15 protein-coding genes are annotated in these 16,607 nt (G+C 72.5%); 5 read left to right on the forward strand and 10 right to left on the reverse strand.

The features are described from left to right. Together ACWGKQ_RS41940 and ACWGKQ_RS41945 are read left to right on the forward strand one after the other, a co-directional pair. On the forward strand, window positions 1-936 hold a 936-nt coding region (locus tag ACWGKQ_RS41940), incomplete at its 5' end, for a sulfate adenylyltransferase subunit 1 (protein WP_453297298.1). 265 nt (window positions 937-1,201) lie between these two features. Further along, the gene (locus ACWGKQ_RS41945; protein ID WP_453297299.1) at window positions 1,202-1,654 is read left to right on the forward strand and encodes an ATP-binding protein; all 453 of its coding nucleotides are present in this window, start codon (window positions 1,202-1,204) and stop codon (window positions 1,652-1,654) included. On the opposite strand, the gene ACWGKQ_RS41950 is transcribed toward ACWGKQ_RS41945, so the two are convergent. From ACWGKQ_RS41950 to ACWGKQ_RS41960, 3 genes are all read right to left on the reverse strand, one after another. Next, on the reverse strand, window positions 1,614-3,050 hold the full coding sequence (locus tag ACWGKQ_RS41950; RefSeq protein WP_453297300.1) for an amino acid permease: 1,437 nt from the start codon (window positions 3,048-3,050) through the stop codon (window positions 1,614-1,616). The genes ACWGKQ_RS41945 and ACWGKQ_RS41950 overlap by 41 nt on opposite strands. A gap of 116 nt (window positions 3,051-3,166) precedes the next feature. Next, the gene (argF, locus tag ACWGKQ_RS41955; RefSeq protein WP_453297301.1) at window positions 3,167-4,174 is read right to left on the reverse strand and encodes an ornithine carbamoyltransferase; all 1,008 of its coding nucleotides are present in this window, start codon (window positions 4,172-4,174) and stop codon (window positions 3,167-3,169) included. Between the two features lie 282 nt (window positions 4,175-4,456). Further along, window positions 4,457-5,680 (reverse strand): arginine deiminase, encoded by a 1,224-nt coding sequence (locus ACWGKQ_RS41960; protein ID WP_453297302.1) that lies wholly within the window; start codon window positions 5,678-5,680, stop codon window positions 4,457-4,459. Between the two features lie 128 nt (window positions 5,681-5,808). Between ACWGKQ_RS41960 and ACWGKQ_RS41965 the strand changes: the two genes are divergently transcribed. Together ACWGKQ_RS41965 and ACWGKQ_RS41970 are read left to right on the forward strand one after the other, a co-directional pair. After that, window positions 5,809-6,909 (forward strand): SPFH domain-containing protein, encoded by a 1,101-nt coding sequence (locus ACWGKQ_RS41965; RefSeq protein WP_453297303.1) that lies wholly within the window; start codon window positions 5,809-5,811, stop codon window positions 6,907-6,909. After that, complete coding sequence (locus ACWGKQ_RS41970) at window positions 6,906-7,811, forward strand: hypothetical protein (RefSeq protein WP_453297304.1); 906 nt, start codon at window positions 6,906-6,908, stop codon at window positions 7,809-7,811. Before ACWGKQ_RS41965 ends, ACWGKQ_RS41970 begins: the two co-directional genes overlap by 4 nt. A 25-nt stretch (window positions 7,812-7,836) precedes the next feature. Here ACWGKQ_RS41970 and ACWGKQ_RS41975 read toward each other — a convergent pair whose 3' ends face one another. From ACWGKQ_RS41975 to ACWGKQ_RS41990, 4 genes are all read right to left on the reverse strand, one after another. After that, on the reverse strand, window positions 7,837-10,383 hold the full coding sequence (locus ACWGKQ_RS41975; protein ID WP_453297305.1) for a polynucleotide kinase-phosphatase: 2,547 nt from the start codon (window positions 10,381-10,383) through the stop codon (window positions 7,837-7,839). Next, a complete protein-coding gene (locus tag ACWGKQ_RS41980; protein ID WP_453297306.1) occupies window positions 10,380-11,858 on the reverse strand; it encodes a 3' terminal RNA ribose 2'-O-methyltransferase Hen1 in 1,479 nt (492 codons plus the stop codon). The genes ACWGKQ_RS41975 and ACWGKQ_RS41980 overlap by 4 nt, the downstream gene beginning before the upstream one ends. A gap of 113 nt (window positions 11,859-11,971) precedes the next feature. After that, complete coding sequence (locus tag ACWGKQ_RS41985) at window positions 11,972-12,910, reverse strand: DUF4232 domain-containing protein (protein ID WP_453297307.1); 939 nt, start codon at window positions 12,908-12,910, stop codon at window positions 11,972-11,974. Between the two features lie 100 nt (window positions 12,911-13,010). Further along, window positions 13,011-13,934, reverse strand: a complete 924-nt coding sequence (locus ACWGKQ_RS41990; RefSeq protein WP_453297308.1) for an LLM class F420-dependent oxidoreductase — start codon at window positions 13,932-13,934, stop codon at window positions 13,011-13,013. 234 nt (window positions 13,935-14,168) lie between these two features. Here ACWGKQ_RS41990 and ACWGKQ_RS41995 point away from each other — a divergent pair, with 234 nt between their 5' ends. Continuing rightward, entirely contained in the window at window positions 14,169-14,330 is a 162-nt protein-coding gene (locus tag ACWGKQ_RS41995) for a hypothetical protein (RefSeq protein WP_453297309.1), read from the forward strand. A 54-nt stretch (window positions 14,331-14,384) separates the two neighbouring features. Here the strand turns inward: ACWGKQ_RS41995 and ACWGKQ_RS42000 are convergent, their stop codons facing one another. From ACWGKQ_RS42000 to ACWGKQ_RS42010, 3 genes are all read right to left on the reverse strand, one after another. Then, window positions 14,385-14,843, reverse strand: coding sequence for a DUF6099 family protein (locus ACWGKQ_RS42000; protein WP_453297310.1), 459 nt, complete (start codon window positions 14,841-14,843; stop codon window positions 14,385-14,387). A 183-nt stretch (window positions 14,844-15,026) separates the two neighbouring features. Continuing rightward, window positions 15,027-15,356, reverse strand: coding sequence for a nucleotide pyrophosphohydrolase (locus ACWGKQ_RS42005; RefSeq protein WP_453297311.1), 330 nt, complete (start codon window positions 15,354-15,356; stop codon window positions 15,027-15,029). Further along, window positions 15,353-16,510 carry an ATP-binding protein gene (locus tag ACWGKQ_RS42010; protein WP_453297312.1) on the reverse strand — a complete coding sequence of 386 codons (1,158 nt, stop codon included), beginning with the start codon at window positions 16,508-16,510 and terminating at the stop codon, window positions 15,353-15,355. The genes ACWGKQ_RS42005 and ACWGKQ_RS42010 overlap by 4 nt, the downstream gene beginning before the upstream one ends. Window positions 16,511-16,607: the final 97 nt, after the last annotated feature.

Raw genomic sequence — 16,607 nt, forward strand, 5'->3', positions numbered from 1 at the left:
ACCCCCGGCCATGTGCAGTACACCCGCAACATGGTCACCGGCGCCTCCACCGCCGAGCTGGCGATCATCCTCGTCGACGCCCGCAACGGCGTCGTCGAGCAGACCCGCCGGCACGCCGCCGTCGCCGCCCTGCTGCGCGTCCCGCACGTCGTCCTCGCCGTCAACAAGATGGACCTCGTCGGCTACGAGCGGGCCGAGTTCGAGCGGATCGTCGCCGACTTCACCGCGCAGACCGCCGAGCTGGGGCTTCCCGAGGTCACCGCGATCCCGGTCTCGGCGCTGGTGGGGGACAACGTCGTCGACCGTTCCGCGCACATGGACTGGTACGGCGGCCCGGCGCTCCTGGAGTTCCTGGAGAACGTCCCGGTCGCCACGGACGCGGCCGACGCGCCGGCCCGCTTCCCGGTCCAGTACGTCATCCGGCATGGAGACATCCGTCACTACGCCGGGCAGCTGGTCTCCGGCTCGCTGCGGGTCGGTGACCGGGTCACCGTCCACCCGTCCGGGGAGACCTCCGAGATCACGGCGATCGACGTGCTCGGCACCGAGGTGGAGGCGGCGCACGCCCCGCAGTCCATCGGGGTGCGGCTGGCCGACCAGCGGGACGTCTCGCGCGGCGACATGATCACCGCCGGGCCGGAGGCGCCCGTGCTCACCCGGGACGTGACGGCGTCCGTGTGCCACCTGGCCGACCGGCCGCTCAGAGTCGGCGACCGGGTGCTGCTCAGGCACGCCACCCGGACCGTCAAGGCGGTCGTCCGGGACCTGGCGGGCGCCACCCGGCTCACCGCCAACGACCTGGGCCGGATCACGCTGCGCAGCGCCGAGCCGCTGCCGCTGGACGCCTACGCGGTCTCCCGCCGTACCGGCGCGTTCATCCTGATCGACCCGGCGGACGGCGCGACGCTGACCGCGGGGATGGTCGAGCTCGGCTGATCGCCCCGCGCCCGTATCCCGGCCGTATACGGAGGAGCCCCCGGCAGCAGCTGCCGGGGGCTCGGTGCGTTCCGCACGGTCACAAGGTCACGGCGCGTCAATAAGGCGGTAACAGTGCGGGCGGCCGTGCGAGACGGCCCGTCGGGCTGGGTAGGCAGCCGGTTACCGGGACGAAGGTCCGGTCCGGGGCCCGCCGACGGGTTCCGGAACGGGACCCGTACCATTCCTACAGTTGAAAGCAGGACAAGCAGTGATCGCCTGCGCCATGAACGGAACCGCCGTGTACGAACCACCCTCCTCCGCCGCCTCCTGGCGTATCGCGCTGCCGCACACCGTCGCGGCCGTGCCGGTCGCCCGTGCCCTGGTGCGTTCGGCGATGGAGGAGACGGACCACGCGGCGGACCCCGACACCGCCGAACTGCTCACGGCGGAACTGGTCGCCAACGCGGTGGAGCACACCGCGGGCAGGGGGCCGATAGAGCTGGTCGTCGAGCTGATGCCGGGGGGCTGCAAGGTCGAGGTGCACGACCCGGACCCGGCGCCGCCCGGCCATCTGACCCGTCCGGTGATCGAGGAGCCCGACCCCATGCAGGAGGGCGGGCGCGGCCTGCTGCTGATCCGCGCCCTCAGCTCGTCCTGCGGGCACCGCCCCACCGAGTCCGGCAAGGCGGTGTGGTTCAGGCTTCCTGTAGTACCGCGTCAGTGGCGTTCGGCGTAGCCGGTACGGCGGTGGCCAGCGTGGAGTTCCGGCGCCCGTAGCCGACGTAGACCAGCAGGCCGACCGCGAGGAAGACGGCGAACTGGATCCAGGTCGTCCACCCGGTCTCGTACATCAGGTACAGGCAGAAGCCGACGCCCAGCAGGGGCGCGACCGGGTAGAGCGGCACCCGGAAGGTGCGGGCGAGGGCCGGTTCGCGGCGGCGCAGGGCGAGCACCGCGATGTTCACCACGGCCATGATCGCAAGGGTGCCGATGGTGCACAGGTTCATCACCGCGTCCAGTGAGGCGAAGGCCGCCGGGAGCGCGAAGACGGCCGCCACGATGACAGTGCCCGCGACGGGCGTGGCGGTCTTCGGGGAGACCTTCTCGAAGACGCGCGGGATCAGGCCGTCCCGGGACATGGACATGAGGATGCGGGTCTGGCCGTACATCACCGCGAGGACGACGGAGGCGATGGCGACGACCGCGCCGAAGGCGATCACACCGCCGCCGACCGTGGAGCCGGTGACCTCGTTGACGACGTAGGACAGGGCGGCGGGACGGCCCGCGACCTGGTCGCCGCCGATGGCGCCGGTCGCGGCGAGCGCGACCGCGCAGTAGAGCAGGGTGACCACGCCCATGCAGACCAGGATCGCGACCGGGATGTCCCGGCGCGGGTTCTTGGCCTCCTCACCGGCCGTGGTGATCGCGTCGAAGCCGATGTAGGAGAAGAACGCGGCCGTGGTGCCCGCGCCGATGCCGCCCAGGCCCGCCGGGGAGAACGGCACGAGGTTGCCGTCCTTGAAGGCGCTGAAGCCGATCGCGCAGAAGGCGACCAGGATGACCAGCTTCACGGCGGCCATCGCGGCGGTGGCCCGGGCGCTCTCCCGCACCCCGCGCACCAGCAGGACGGCGGCCATCGCGATGACGACGACCGCGGGGAGGTTCACGATCCCGCCGTCACCGGGACCCGCGGACAGGGCGTGCGGGAGCTGGAGGCCGGTGAGACTGTGCAGGAGTTCGTTGACGTACTGGCTCCAGCCGACGGCGACGGCCGAGATCGAGATGCCGTATTCGAGAAGCAGGCACCAGCCGACCAGGAACGCGGTGGACTCGCCGAGGCCCGCGTAGGCGAAGGAGTACGACGATCCGGAGACCGGGATCGCGCCGCCCAGCTCGGCGAAGGAGAGGGCGGTGAAGACGCAGGTGATCGCGGCGAGCACGAAGGAGACGACGACGGCAGGGCCGGCCTGGGCGACCGAGTCGGAGAGGCCGACGAAGATGCCGGTGCCGACGATCGCGCCGATGCCGAAGCAGATCAGCTGGAAGAGGCCCATGGTGCGGCGGAGGCCGTGGCCCGCGCGGTCGGCGCCGGATTCGGCGACCAGCAGGTGCGGGGACTTGATGCGGGGCATGCGGGCGGTGCTCGTTTCTGGTGGTGCGGGTGCGATCCCGGTTCGGTCGCGGTGGCGGCCCGGGCGAGGGGTGGTGCCGGGCCGCCGCACAGCATAGGGGCAATGAACGGGGCTGGTCAGGCAAGTGTGGCCACCAGGACCGCCTTGATGGTGTGCATCCGGTTCTCGGCCTCGTCGAAGACGACCGAGTGCTCGGACTCGAACACCTCGTCGGTGACCTCCAGCTCGGTCAGCCCGTGCCGCTCGTGGATCTCGCGGCCGACGAGGGTGCCGAGGTCGTGGAAGGCCGGCAGGCAGTGCAGGAACTTGACGTCGGCGTTTCCGGTGGCGCGCAGCACGTCCATGGTGACGGCGTAGGGGCCGAGCAGCGCGATGCGCTCGTCCCAGACCTCCTTGGGCTCGCCCATCGACACCCAGACGTCGGTGGCGACGAAGTCGGCGCCCCGGACCCCTTCGTGCACGTCCTCGGTGAGCGTGATCCGGGCGCCGGACGCGCCGGCGAGCTGCTGGGCCAGCTCCACGATCGTCTCGTCAGGCCACAGCAGCCGGGGCGCGACGATCCGGACGTCCATGCCGAGCAGGGCACCGGTGACGAGGTAGGAGTTGCCCATGTTGTAGCGGGCGTCGCCGAGGTAGGCGAAGGCGATCCCGTCGAGCGGCTTGTCGCTGTGCTCGGTCATGGTGAGCACGTCGGCGAGCATCTGGGTGGGGTGCCACTCGTCGGTGAGGCCGTTGTAGACGGGCACCCCGGCGAACGCGGCCAGCTCCTCGACGACGCCCTGGCCGTGCCCGCGGTACTCGATCGCGTCGTACATCCGGCCGAGGACCCGGGCGGTGTCCTTCACCGACTCCTTGTGCCCGAGCTGCGAGCCGGCCGGGTCGAGGTAGGTCGTGGACGCGCCCTGGTCGGCCGCGGCGACCTCGAAGGCGCAGCGGGTGCGGGTGGAGGTCTTCGCGAAGACCAGCGCGATGTTCTTGCCCCGCAGGTACTGCGGCTCGGTCCCGGCCTTCTTGGCCGCCTTCAGCTCGGCGGCCAGCTCGACCAGCCCGCGGAACTCCTCCTGGGTGAAGTCCAGCTCCTTGAGGAAGTGGCGGCCGGCGAGGGCGGTCGGGACAGTCGCCATGGGGGCGCTCCAGCGGTAGGGGTCGACTTCGGGGACTTTGGAAGTCTATACGATGTTACACATTTCTATACAGGCGCTGCCGGGCCATCCCGACCGGCACGTCTTCATGCTGCGCCCCTTGCGGGGCTTCGGCTTCAGACGCGCTCCCTTTTGATGCCGATGGCCGTCGAGCGGTCCGGTCCGGGTCCGGCCTCCGCGCCTTCGGCGGCATGCCGGATCAGGCCACCGCGAACAGTCGCCCGGCAGCGGCATCGCCCCTCGGGCGGACTGCGACGGCGCTCCTCACACGGCATCCCGCTGCACCGGGCAGCTCATGCACCGTGGCCCGCCCCTCCCCCGCCCCAGCTCGCTGCCCGGGATCTCGATCACCTCGATGCCCTGCCTGCGCAGGTGGGTGTTGGTGGTGGCGTTGCGTTCGTAGGCGACGACGACGCCGGGTTCGACGGCGAGGACGTTGCAGCCGTCGTCCCACTGTTCGCGCTCGGCCGCGTGCACGTCCTGGGTGGCGGTCAGGACCCGGATCTCGCTGAGGCCGAGGGCGGCGGCGATCGCCCGGTGCATGTGCTCCGGCGGATGGTCGGTGACCTTGAGTTCCTTCTCGCCGGTGCCCGGTTCGATGGTGTACGAGCGGAGCATGCCGAGCCCGGCGTACTGGGTGAAGGTGTCGCCGTCGACCATCGTCATCACGGTGTCGAGGTGCATGAAGGCGCGCCGCTTCGGCATGTCCAGGGCGACGATGGTCTGCGCCGAGCCGGCCGCGAAGAGCTTGTGCGCGAGCATCTCGACGGCCTGCGGGGTGGTGCGCTCGCTCATGCCGATCAGGACCGCGCCGTTGCCGATCACCAGGACGTCGCCGCCCTCGATGGTGGAGGGGTAGGCGGCCTGCCCCTCGGACCATACGTGGAACGTTTCGCCACGGAAGAGCGGGTGGTGCCGGTAGATCGCCTCGAAGTGGACGGTCTCGCGCTGCCGGGCGGGCCAGCGCATGGCGTTGATGGAGACCCCGTCGTAGACCCAGGCGGAGGTGTCGCGGGTGAAGAGGTGGTTGGGGAGCGGTTCGAGGAGGAAGTCGTCGAGGTCCATGACGTGGAAGCGGACCGAGGTGGGCTCCTCGTGGGCGGCCAGGAACTCCCGCTTGGTCATGCCGCCGACCAGCGCCTCGGCCAGCTCGCGCGAGGGCAGGTTCTCGAAGGCGGTGCGCAGGTGGTCGGTGGCGAGCGGGCCGTACTCCTTCTCGTCGAAGACCCGGTCCAGGACGAGGGCGCGGGCGGCCGGGATCGCCAGCGTCTCTTCGAGCAGGTCGCCGAAGAGGTGGACGGCGACCCCGCGGTCGCGCAGCACGTCGGCGAACCCGTCGTGCTCGGCCCGGGCCCGGCGGACCCAGAGGACGTCGTCGAAGAGGAGGGCGTCCTTGTTGCTGGGGGTGAGCCTTTTGAGCTCCAGATCCGGCCGGTGCAGGATGACGCGGCGCAGCCGCCCGGCCTCGGAGTCGACGTGGAATCCCATGCCTCCATCCTGACCATCGCGGACCGCCTTCACCCCCTGCTCGGCCGTTTCTTGTTCTCGTCCTCTTGACGACAAACAGGTCCCGAGATTATGGTCATGATGACTCTAAAGACGAGGGGGCGGATTCGATGGCCGACATCACCCGGCGCCTGGGCTGGCGCCATCTGCGCGGGGCTCCGACGGCGCACGTCAGACACCACCGGGACGGCAAACTGCTGCACGACGGACCGGGGCTCAGCTTCTGGTTCCGCGCGCTCACCGCGGCGATCTCCGAAGTACCGGTCGACGACCGGGAACTGGCGATGACCTTCCATGCCCGTACGGCCGACTTCCAGGACGTGGCGGTGCAGGCGACGGTCACCTACCGCATCGGCGACCCGACGGTGGCGGCCGCCCGCCTCGACTTCTCGATCGACCCGGACACCGGTGCCTGGCGCGGCACCCCGCTGGAACAGCTGGGCACGCTGCTCACGGAGACGGCCCAGCAGCACGCGCTGGACGTGCTGGCCGGCACCCCGCTGTCGGAGGCGCTGGTCGACGGGACGGCCACGGTCCGGGAACGGATCGCGGCCGGCCTCGGTGCGGAGCCCCGCCTCCCCGCGACCGGCATCGAGGTGGTGGCCGTCCGGGTGATGGCGCTGCGGCCCGAGCCCGAGGTGGAGCGGGCGCTGCGCACCCCGGCCCGCGAGCAGATCCAGCAGGAGGCCGACCGGGCGACGTACGAGCGGCGCGCGGTGGCCGTCGAGCGGGAACGGGCGATCGCCGAGAACGAGCTGGCCAGCCAGATCGAACTCGCGCGCCGCGAGGAGCAGTTGGTCGACCAACGGGGCACCAACGCGCGCCGGGAGGCGGAGGAGCACGCGGCGGCGGACGCGGTCCGGGCGGCGGCCGAGGCGACCCGGACGGTGAAGCTGGCGGACGCCGAGGCGGCGCGCACGGTACGGCTGGCGGAGGCGGAGGCGTCCCGGTCGGTGAAGCTGGGCGAGGCGGAGGCGTCCCGGGCGGTCACCCTCGCGCGGGCCGAGGCCGCCGGGGCGCGGGAGGTCGGCGAGGCGCGGGCCGCGGCACAGGCGGCCTGGCTGCGGGTGCACGGCGAGGCGGACGTGGCCACCCTGCACGCCCTCACCGGCACCCGGCTCGCCGAGAACCTGCCGCGCATCGACAGCGTGACCGTGTCGCCGGACGTGCTGACCGGGCTGCTCGCCAGGCTGGGCGGGGAGCGGGAGTGAGCCTCGCGCCACGGGCCGTGCTGGTCCACCGGACCACCGAGTACGAGGAGTTGGTGGCCCGGCACGGCACGCACGGCCAGGCCGCCTTCTTCCTCGCCTCCCGGGGCCGGGACATGGCCGAGGTCGCCGAACGGCACCGGCGCGGCCGGCGGGCGCTCGCCGAGGTGGCCTCGGCGGTGCCGCTGACCTGGCGCCAGGCCCGGGTGGAGCGGGCCGACCTGGACCGCTTCCTGTTCGGGCCCGAGGACGTGGTCGTGGTGGTCGGCCAGGACGGGCTGGTGGCCAACGTGGCCAAGTACCTGGACGGCCAGCCGGTGATCGGCATCGACACCGACCCCGGCCGCAACCCGGGGGTCCTGGTGCGGCACCGGCCGGAGCAGGCGGCCGTACTGCTGGCGTCGGTCGCGGCGACGGCCGCGGCCACGGGGGCCGACGAGCTGACGATGGTCGAGGCGGTCGCCGACGACACCCAGCGGCTCGTGGCGCTCAACGAGATCTACCTGGGTACCGCCGGTCATCAGACCGCCCGATACCGCCTGGGCCTCGAGAACGACGGGGGTGTCGTCGAGGCCCAGGCTTCCTCCGGGGTGCTGGTGGGCACCGGCACCGGGGCCACCGGCTGGCTGCGCTCGGTGTGGCAGGAGCGCGGGGCCCGGCTGCCGTTGCCCGCCCCCACGGAGGACCGTCTCCTCTGGTTCGTCCGGGAGGCCTGGCCGTCGCCGGCGACCGGGACCTCCCTGGTCGCCGGCGAGTTGACGGCCTCGGCGGCGCTGACCCTCACGGTCGAGTCGGACCGCCTGATCGTCTTCGGCGACGGCATCGAGTCCGATGCCCTGGAACTCACCTGGGGGCAGACGGTCCGGGTGGGCGCGTGCGCGCGGCGGCTCCGGCTGGTCGGCTGACCGGCCGGCCGGGAGCCGCCGCGGTTCACAGCCGCGGGTCGACCGGTTCCGACTCCAGGGCCAGGACCCCGAAGACCGCCTCGTGCACCCGCCACAGCGGCTCGCCGTCCGCGAGGCGGTCCAGGGCCTCCAGGCCGAGGGCGTACTCGCGGATCGCCAGGGACCGCTTGTGGTTGAGGAAGCGGCCCCGCAGCCGGGCGAGGTTGTCGGGGCGGGTGTACTCGGGGCCGTAGATGATCCGCAGGTACTCCCGGCCCCGGCACTTGATGCCGGGCTGGACCAGCCGGCCCTGCGGGTCGCGGACCACCGCGCCGGCCGGCTTGACGACCATGCCCTCGCCGCCCCGGCCGGTCATCTCCAGCCACCAGTCGACGCCGGACCGCACCGACTCCGGGTCGCCGGTGTCGACGTGCAGGCGCCGGGTGGTCTGCAGGAGCCCCGTCGGGTCGTGCTCCACCAGCCGGTCCAGGAGGGCGAGTTGTTCGTCGTGCGGGAGCGCGGCGAGGCTGCGGCCCTGGACCGCGAGGATCTGGAAGGGGGCGAGGCGCACCCCGTCCAGGCCCTCGGTGGTCCAGCAGTAACGGCGGTAGGCGTCGGTGAACGCGGCCGCGTCGGCGGCGCGTTCACGCTGCCGGGTCAGCAGCCCTGTGACGTCGACGCCGCGGGCCGCCGCGCCCTCCAGGGCGGCCAGCGCGCCCGGGAAGACCGCGCCGGAGGCGGCGCCCACGGCCGCGTACTGGGTGCGCAGCAGCCCGGAGGCCTTGAGCGACCAGGGCAGCAGTTCGGCGTCCAACAGGAGCCAGTCGGTGGCGAGTTCGTCCCAGAGGCCGGCCGCGTCGACCGAGGCGCGGATCCGGCCGAGGATCTCCTCGGTCACCGACGCGTCGTCGAAGAACGGGCGTCCGGTGCGGGTGTAGAGGGAGCCGGTCGGGCCGGACGGGACGCCGAAGCGCTTGTGCGCGACCTCCGCGTCCCGGCACACCAGCGCGACCGCCCGCGAGCCCATGTGCTTCTCCTCGCACACCACCCGGGCGACGCCGTCCGCGGCGTACTGGGCGAAGGCCTCCTCGGGGTGCTCCAGATAGCCCTCGACGTGCGAAGTGGCCGTCGGGGCCATGGTCGGCGGCAGGTACGGCAGCAGGCGCGGGTCGATCGCGAAGCGGCTCATCACCTCCAGGGCGGCCGCCGCGTTCTCCTCGCGGACCGCGACCCGGCCCTGGTACCGCGTCTCGACGACCCTTCGGCCGTGCACGTCCGCCAGGTCCAGCGGGCGTCCGTCCTGGCCGCCGGGTGCCTCGGTGTGCAGCGGCCGGGCCGGCTCGTACCAGACCCGCTCGGCCGGTACGTCGACCAGCTCCCGCTCCGGCCAGCGCAGCGCGGTCAGCTTGCCGCCGAAGACGGCGCCGGTGTCCACGCAGATGGTGTTGTTCAGCCAGCTGGCCTCCGGGACCGGGGTGTGGCCGTAGACGACGGCCGCGCGGCCCCGGTAGTCCTCGGCCCACGGGTAGCGCACCGGCAGGCCGAACTCGTCGGTCTCGCCGGTGGTGTCGCCGTACAGCGCGTGCGAGCGGACCCGGCCGGAGGTGCGGCCGTGGTACTTCTCGGGCAGCCCGGCGTGGCAGACGACCAGCTTCCCGCCGTCGAGGACGTAGTGGCTGACCAGTCCGTCGATGAACTCCCTTACCTGCGCCCTGAACTCCTCGCTCTCGCCGTCCATCTGCTCGATGGTCTCGGCGAGTCCGTGGGTGTGCTGGACCTTGCGGCCCTTGAGGTAACGGCCGTACTTGTTCTCGTGGTTGCCGGGCACGCACAGGGCGTTGCCCGATCCGACCATCGACATCACCCGGCGCAGCACGCCGGGGCTGTCCGGGCCGCGGTCGACGAGGTCGCCGACGAAGACCGCGGTACGGCCCTCCGGGTGGACGCCGTCGGTGTACCCCAACTTGGCCAGCAGGGACTCCAGTTCGCTCGCGCAGCCGTGGATGTCGCCGACGATGTCGAAGGGGCCGGTGAGGTGGGTCAGGTCGTTGAAGCGCTTCTCGGTGACGACGGTCGCCGACTCGATCTCCTCGACGCCGCGCAGGATGTGCACCTTGCGGAAGCCCTCGCGCTCCAGGTGCCTTATGGAACGCCTCAGTTCGCGAATGTGGCGCTGGATGACCCGGCGCGGCATGTCGGCGCGGTCGGTGCGGGCCGCGTTGCGCTCGGCGCACACCTCCTCGGGCACGTCGAGCACGACGGCGATGGGCAGCACGTCGTACCGCTTGGCCAGGTCGATCAGCTGGCGCCGGGAGTCCTGCTGCACGCTGGTGGCGTCGACGACGGTGCGGCGGCCGGCCGCCAGCCGCTTGCCGGCGATGTAGTGCAGGACGTCGAAGGCGTCCTTCGTGGCGCTCTGGTCGTTCTCGTCGTCGGAGACCAGTCCCCGGCAGAAGTCGGAGGAGATCACCTCGGTCGGCTTGAAGTGGCGGCGGGCGAAGGTGGACTTGCCGGAGCCGGAGGCGCCGACGAGGACGACCAGGGAGAGGTCGGTGACGGGCAGGACCCGTCCGGTGCGCTGTGTCTCGGTCATGCCGCCTTCGCCTCCTTCGCGACGCATACGGTGGTCGTGCCTATTTCAAAAATGGCCATCTGGGTGGGCGGGCCGACCTCGGGGTCTTCCGGGCCCACGGGGGTGAACTCGACGTCGTAGCCGTGGAGTTCGGCGACCCGGGTGGCCCAGGCGCGGAACTCCTCGCGGGTCCACTCGAAGCGGTGGTCGCCGTGCCGGACATGCCCGGCGGGCAGCGTCTCCCAGCGGACGTTGTACTCGACGTTCGGGGTGGTCACCAGGACCGTGCGCGGGCGGGCGGCGCCGAACACGGCGTACTCCAGGGCGGGCAGCCGGGGCAGGTCGAGGTGCTCGATCACCTCGCTGAGCACGGCCGCGTCGTAGCCCTTGAGCCGCTGGTCGGTGTAGGCCAGCGAGCCCTGGAAGAGCTGGACGCGGGACGCCTGCCGCTCCCCCATGCGGTCCAGCTTGAGCCGGCGGGAGGCGATGGTGAGCGCCCGCACCGACACGTCGACGCCGACGATCTCGGTGAACGCGGGGTCCTTCAGCAGCGCCTGCACCAACTGGCCCTGGCCGCAGCCGAGGTCGAGGACCCGGGCGGCGCCGGAGCGCTTGAGCGCGCCGAGGATCGCCTCCCGGCGCTGCACGGCGAGCGGGGTCGGCTTCTCCTCCGTCTCGGTCTCCTCCTCGACGGCGTTGTCGATCTCCTCGACCTCGCTGTCGTCGGCCTCGGCGAGCCGTACCAGCTCCAGCCGTTCCATCGCCTGCCGGGTCAGCGACCAGCGGCGGGAGAGGTAGCGGCTGGTGATGAGCTTCTGCTCGGGGTGGCCGGGCAGCCAGCCCGCACCGGCCCGCAGCAGCTTGTCGACCTCCTCGGCGGAGACCCAGTAGTGCTTGGCGTCGTCGAGGACGGGGAGCAGGACGTAGAGGTGGCGCAGCGCCTCGGACAGGGTCAGCGCCTCGGACTCCAGGACCAGGCCGACGTACCGCGACTCGCCCCACTCCGGGAACTCGGCGTCCAGGGCGACCGGTTCGGCGGTCACCGTCCAGCCGAGCGGCTCGAAGAGGTGCCGTACCAGGTCCGGGCCGCCGCGGGCGGGCAGTGCGGGCACCTCGATCCGCAACGGCCGCGGCTGCGCCGGGGCTTCGGGGCGGGCCTTGCAGACGCCGCGGATCGCGCTGGAGAAGACGTTGCCGATCGCCACGGCGAGCAGCGAGGAGGCCGCGTACGGGCGGTCGTTGACGTACTGCGCGAGCGCCGCGTCGGGTGCTCCGCCGCGTCCCTTGCCCTTGCCGCGCCGGACCAGCGCGACCGCGTCCACCTCCAGGAGCAGCGCCGCCGTGCAGCGCCCGGCGTCCGCCTCCGGGTAGAAGACGTGCGCGATGCCGTGCGAGGTGGTGAAGGTCTGCGCGTTGTCGGGGTGCTTGTGCAGCAGGAACCCGAGGTCGGTGGCGGGACGTTCGGGGGTGCCGGTGGTGGTGATCGTCAGGAACACGGTGGGTCGCCTCGAAATGGGTCAGGAATCCGTGCGAAAGCGCTGGTCGTGCGCTTGTGCGCGGTTCCAACGTACAGAGGGTCGCCGTGCGGGGCCGGGGATTTTCTCCCGGGTCACCGGTCGGCCCGCTTCCAGGCGCCGACGCCGAGCTTTCCCGTGGTCCCGAGATCCAGGTGCGGCGTGACCGTCACGGGCGCGGCGCCGGGCTTCGCCAGGACCCGGACGTAGGGCACGTTCACCGCGGTGCCCGCCAGGGTCGTGTTGCGCCAGATCAGGCCGGAGAGGGCGGTCTCGCCGGGCTTCAGGACGAGGGCGCCCGGCGGGTCGTCGAAGCCGGTTCCCGAGGCGATGGCGGCGCCGCCGTGCAGGATGCGGATGCCGTCGACGGGCTCGCGGTCGTCGTCCAGGAGGGACAGCCGCGGGTAGCCGTCGAGCGCGTAGTCCCGCTTTCCGCAGTTCTGCAGGTGGAGTCCGACGACGCGCAGGCCCATCGCGGCGTCGCCGTCGTCGGCCCACAGCCGCACTCCCGAGGAGGGACAGGCGCCGGTCTCGGCCGGTGCCTCGTCGGCGGGGACCTTGGTGACCTCGGCGACCTTCACCCTCGTCACCGGGGAGGCGCCGGGGGCGAGCACGCCCAGGTGGACGGTTCCGGTGGTGCTGCGGCCGGGTTGGACCGCGGCCACGGTCACCTTCTTGTTCGCCATGACCCCGCCGGCGTCCGTCGTGAAGTCGAAGAGCACGGTGTAGGTCATGGCCTCGTCGCCGTCGTTGGTGACCTGGTAGGCGGCCCAGATGCCGGAGTCGCCGGGCAGCCGGTCGGCGTGGACCCGGCCCGGGGAGACGGACGGGGTCGGGGAGGCGGAGGGGATGGTGACCGAGGTGATCCGTACGCCGTCGACCGGGGGGTCGGTGACGGTGGCGCCGGGTTCCGGTACGGCCGCGCCGGCGCCACCGCCCGGGTCCGCGTGCTCCGCGCCGCAGGCCGTGGCCAGCAGGAGGACTGCGGCGGGGACCAGGAGGCGGGGGAAGAGACGGGGGTGTGGTCTGCGCATCCGGTCACCTCATCAGGGCGAACCCCCCGACGACCGTGATGGAAGCCATACTTCCGGTCACAGAGGTGTCACAGCCGACCGGATGCGCGGCCCCTGCCGGTCACGACAGCTGCGGCTGGACCTTGGCGGAGATCAGCTCCAGGTGGTCCAGGTCAGAGAGGTCGAGGATCTGGAGGTAGAAGCGCCGGGAGCCGATCTCGGCGTAGCGGCCGATCTTCTCGACGACCTCGGCGGGGGTGCCGGCCAGGCCGTTGGTCTTCAGCTCGTCGACCTCGCGGCCGATCGCGGCGGCCCGGCGGGCGACCTCCTGGTCGTCCTTGCCGACGCAGACCACGAGCGCGTTGGAGTACGTCAGCTCGTCCGCCCCGCGGCCGGCCGCCTCGGCGGCGGCGCGCACCCGGCCGAACTGCTGCTCGCTGTCCTCGACGGAGGCGAACGGCATGTTGAACTCGTCGGCGTACCGCGCGGCCAGCTTCGGGGTACGGGTGGCGCCGTGGCCGCCGATCAGCACCGGGATCCGCGCCTGGGCGGGCTTGGGCAGCGCGGGCGAGTCGGTGAGGTCGTAGTAGGTGCCGTGGAAGTCGAAGGTCTCGCCGAGCTTGGTCTCCCACAGCCCGGTGACGATCGCCAGCTGCTCCTCCAGGCGGCCGAACTTCTCCTTCGGGAAGGGGATGCCGTACGCCTTGTGCTCGTCCTCGAACCAGCCGGCGCCGAGGCCGAGTTCGACGCGGCCGCCGGACATCTGGTCGACCTGGGCGACCTGGATGGCGAGCACGCCGGGCAGCCGGAAGGTTCCTGCGGTCATGAGGGTGCCGAGGCGGATCCGCCGGGTCTCGCGGGCGAGTCCGGCGAGGGTGATCCAGGCGTCGGTGGGGCCGGGCAGGCCGTCCACGTCGCCCATCTTCAGATAGTGGTCAGAGCGGAAGAAGGCATCGAACCCGAGGTCCTCGGTGGCCTTGGCGACGGTGAGAAGGGTGTCGTAGCTCGCGCCCTGCTGGGGCTCGGTGAAGATACGAAGGTCCATGCACCCATCCTGCACGGCCCCCGCCCCGTCAACCCCATCGGCACCGCCCGTCAGGGGCGTCCACCCGCGGGTGAATATCGTCAACGGCGGGGCTCCGGGGCGGTGACCGGCCCCCGCGGTGATCGTTGGGTGGGGGGTGCCGGGCCGTCCGGCACCCGCGCCGGACGGTCGCCGTCGCCGCGCGTCGTTCGTGGCCCGCCGCCGACGGCGGGCCGGGGGGCCGAGGAGGCCGTCTTGTCCGAAGAGTACGTTCCACAGCAGGGTGGCCCCTCATCCGGTCAGCCGAAGGGGCTGCTCCAGCAGATGGAGGAACTCATGGCGGCGTTGAACGCGGACATCTCCGCGCTGGACGCGGATCTGCAACGCACCCCGAGGGAAGAGGCCGACCTCGGCTAGAGGGCCGTTCCCGCCGGTCGGCCCGATCCGCCGGCCACCTCCCCGAGGCCTGCCCTAGCCGTCGCGGACCTCCTCCCGGGCCGCCAGTTTGCGGAGCATCTCCAGCACGCGGTCCCGGGACTCGTCGGCCGCGTCGATGGCCTCCATGCACTGCCAGTACGTCGCCTCGTCGGCCGCGGCGCTGGCCATGCCGACCAGGGCGATGCCGACCTCGGCGAGGAGGCCGCCGAGGGAGAGCAGCGTCGCACGGGCGTCGTCCAGTTCGGTGAGCTGGGCGGCGCGCAGGGTGCCGGGGTCCAGGTCGGGGGTGCCCAGCACGCCGCAGCCCCGGCCCGCCAGCTCGGTCAGGCCGAGGGCCTCGCCACGCAGCTCGGGCGGGCCGGAGACGGCCAGCCGGCTGCCGATCGCCTGGGCCAGGGCCTGGGCCTGCCATACCTCGGTCATCATCTCCGGAACACCCGCGCCGTGCGCCAGCGCCCGTCTGCTCGCCACGATGAGCCGCATCGCGTCCATCCGTCGCCCCGTCCCCGTCGGTCCGAACTGCCTTGCCGCACTCAGTAGTTCACTACCCAGAGTGAGGGTTGCCGAGACCTGGAGCCAGAGGAAGACGGAAATCTGTGGACAACAATTCAGATTCGGGCGGGGATGTGATTACGGAGCGTTAATTCTGAGTGCTGAATACTCTCTGACTGGCCGTCAGGCGGGCGGGAACCGCTTCTCGTTGCGCTCGATCTTCGCGGCCAGCGCGGCCAGCGGGTCGATGTCCAGGACGTCGCAGAGCTGGAGGAGGTAGGACAGGACGTCGGCGACCTCGTCCGTGACCCGGTGGGCGGTGCCGGGGTCGGACATCACCCGGGACGACTCCTCCGGGGTCAACCACTGGAAGATCTCGACCAGTTCGGAGGCCTCCACACTGAGGGCGGCCACCAGGTTCTTGGGGGTGTGGTACTGCTGCCAGTCGCGGGCGGCGGCGAACTCGGCCAGCCGGCGCCGGAGTCCTGCCACGTCGAGAGGTTCGTCGGTCACGCGTCCAGGTGTACCACTGTGATCGCCTCCGCTCCGCCGATCCAGGAGGCGTCGCTCACCGCGCCGACGAACCGGATGTGGCCGCGCTCGCCCATCAGGACGGCCGTGCGCAGGAGTTCGGCGCGCTGGCCCGGGTCGAGGCTGCGGTCGAAGCCGTCGGCGAGGACGGTGAGGCCGCGCATGGCGTCGGGGACCTCGCCCGGGGCGTCGACCGCCAGGACACCGGGGCCGGTGAAGAGGACCAGGGCGAGGGCGAGGTAGCGCAGTTCGCCGTCGCCGAGCCGCTGCAGCTCGGTGCGGTGGCCGTCACCGCGGTCGAGCAGCGCCCGTACCCTGCCGTCGCCGAGTGGTTCGGCGAGCAGGTCGACGACGGGGCCGGCACAGCCGGTGCGCACCGCGTCGACGAGCTGGGCGTGCCGGCGGCCGCATTCGGAGCGGGTGCGCCACAGGACGTCGGCGAGGTTGTCGCAGCCGCGCAGCAGCCGGCCGGAGCCGGTGCGGACGGGTGCGCGCATGTCCTCGGGCCGCGGATCGCAGGGGAACACCGACCGCAGGGCGACGACCATCTGCTCGGCGGCGGCGAGGACCTGCCGCTGCCCGTCCGTCTTCCCGGCGACGCGCAGCGGCAGCAGGGCGGTGCCGAGGCGGTCGTCGGGAAGCGGGGCCCTGGTGACCGGTGCGGAGCCCGCCGTGTGCCAGGCGGCCTGCACCGCCGGGCGGCTCGGGTCGCGCAGCGCGGTCTCCAGGAGCACGAGCCCGTCCGCGGTCAACCGCTCGCCGACGATGCGCAGTTCGGGCTCGGCCTGCACGGCGACGTCGAGCCGTACCGGTCCCTCGGGGCCGTCGGCCGTACACCCGATACGGAACCCGCGCCGCCGCTGCGCGTCCGGCCGGGCCCGCTCCGGCACCAGCGCGCCCGGGTCCGGAAACACCTCCGCGAGCGCGGCCCCGCCCCCGAGCCGCGCGAGCGCCTCGTAGGCCGCGAGCACCGCGCTCTTCCCGCTCCCGCTGGCCCCGTCGAGCAACGTGACCCGCCCGACGGGAAAGCGAGCCCCCCGATGCCGGGCAAAGGCGGAGAGCCGAAGCTCGGTGACCCGGGGGCGGGGGTCTCGGCGGGGGGTGGGGGCTACGGGCATGGAGGGCGTTGAGGGCATGGACGGCGACGGGGCGCCCGGACGGCCCGAGCGGGCGCGCGGGACCTGCTCCGAGGAGCGATCGGATCCTGCGGACGGGGCGGAGGAGGCGGCCATA

It is taken from the genome of Streptomyces sp. NPDC054770, from assembly GCF_053611985.1.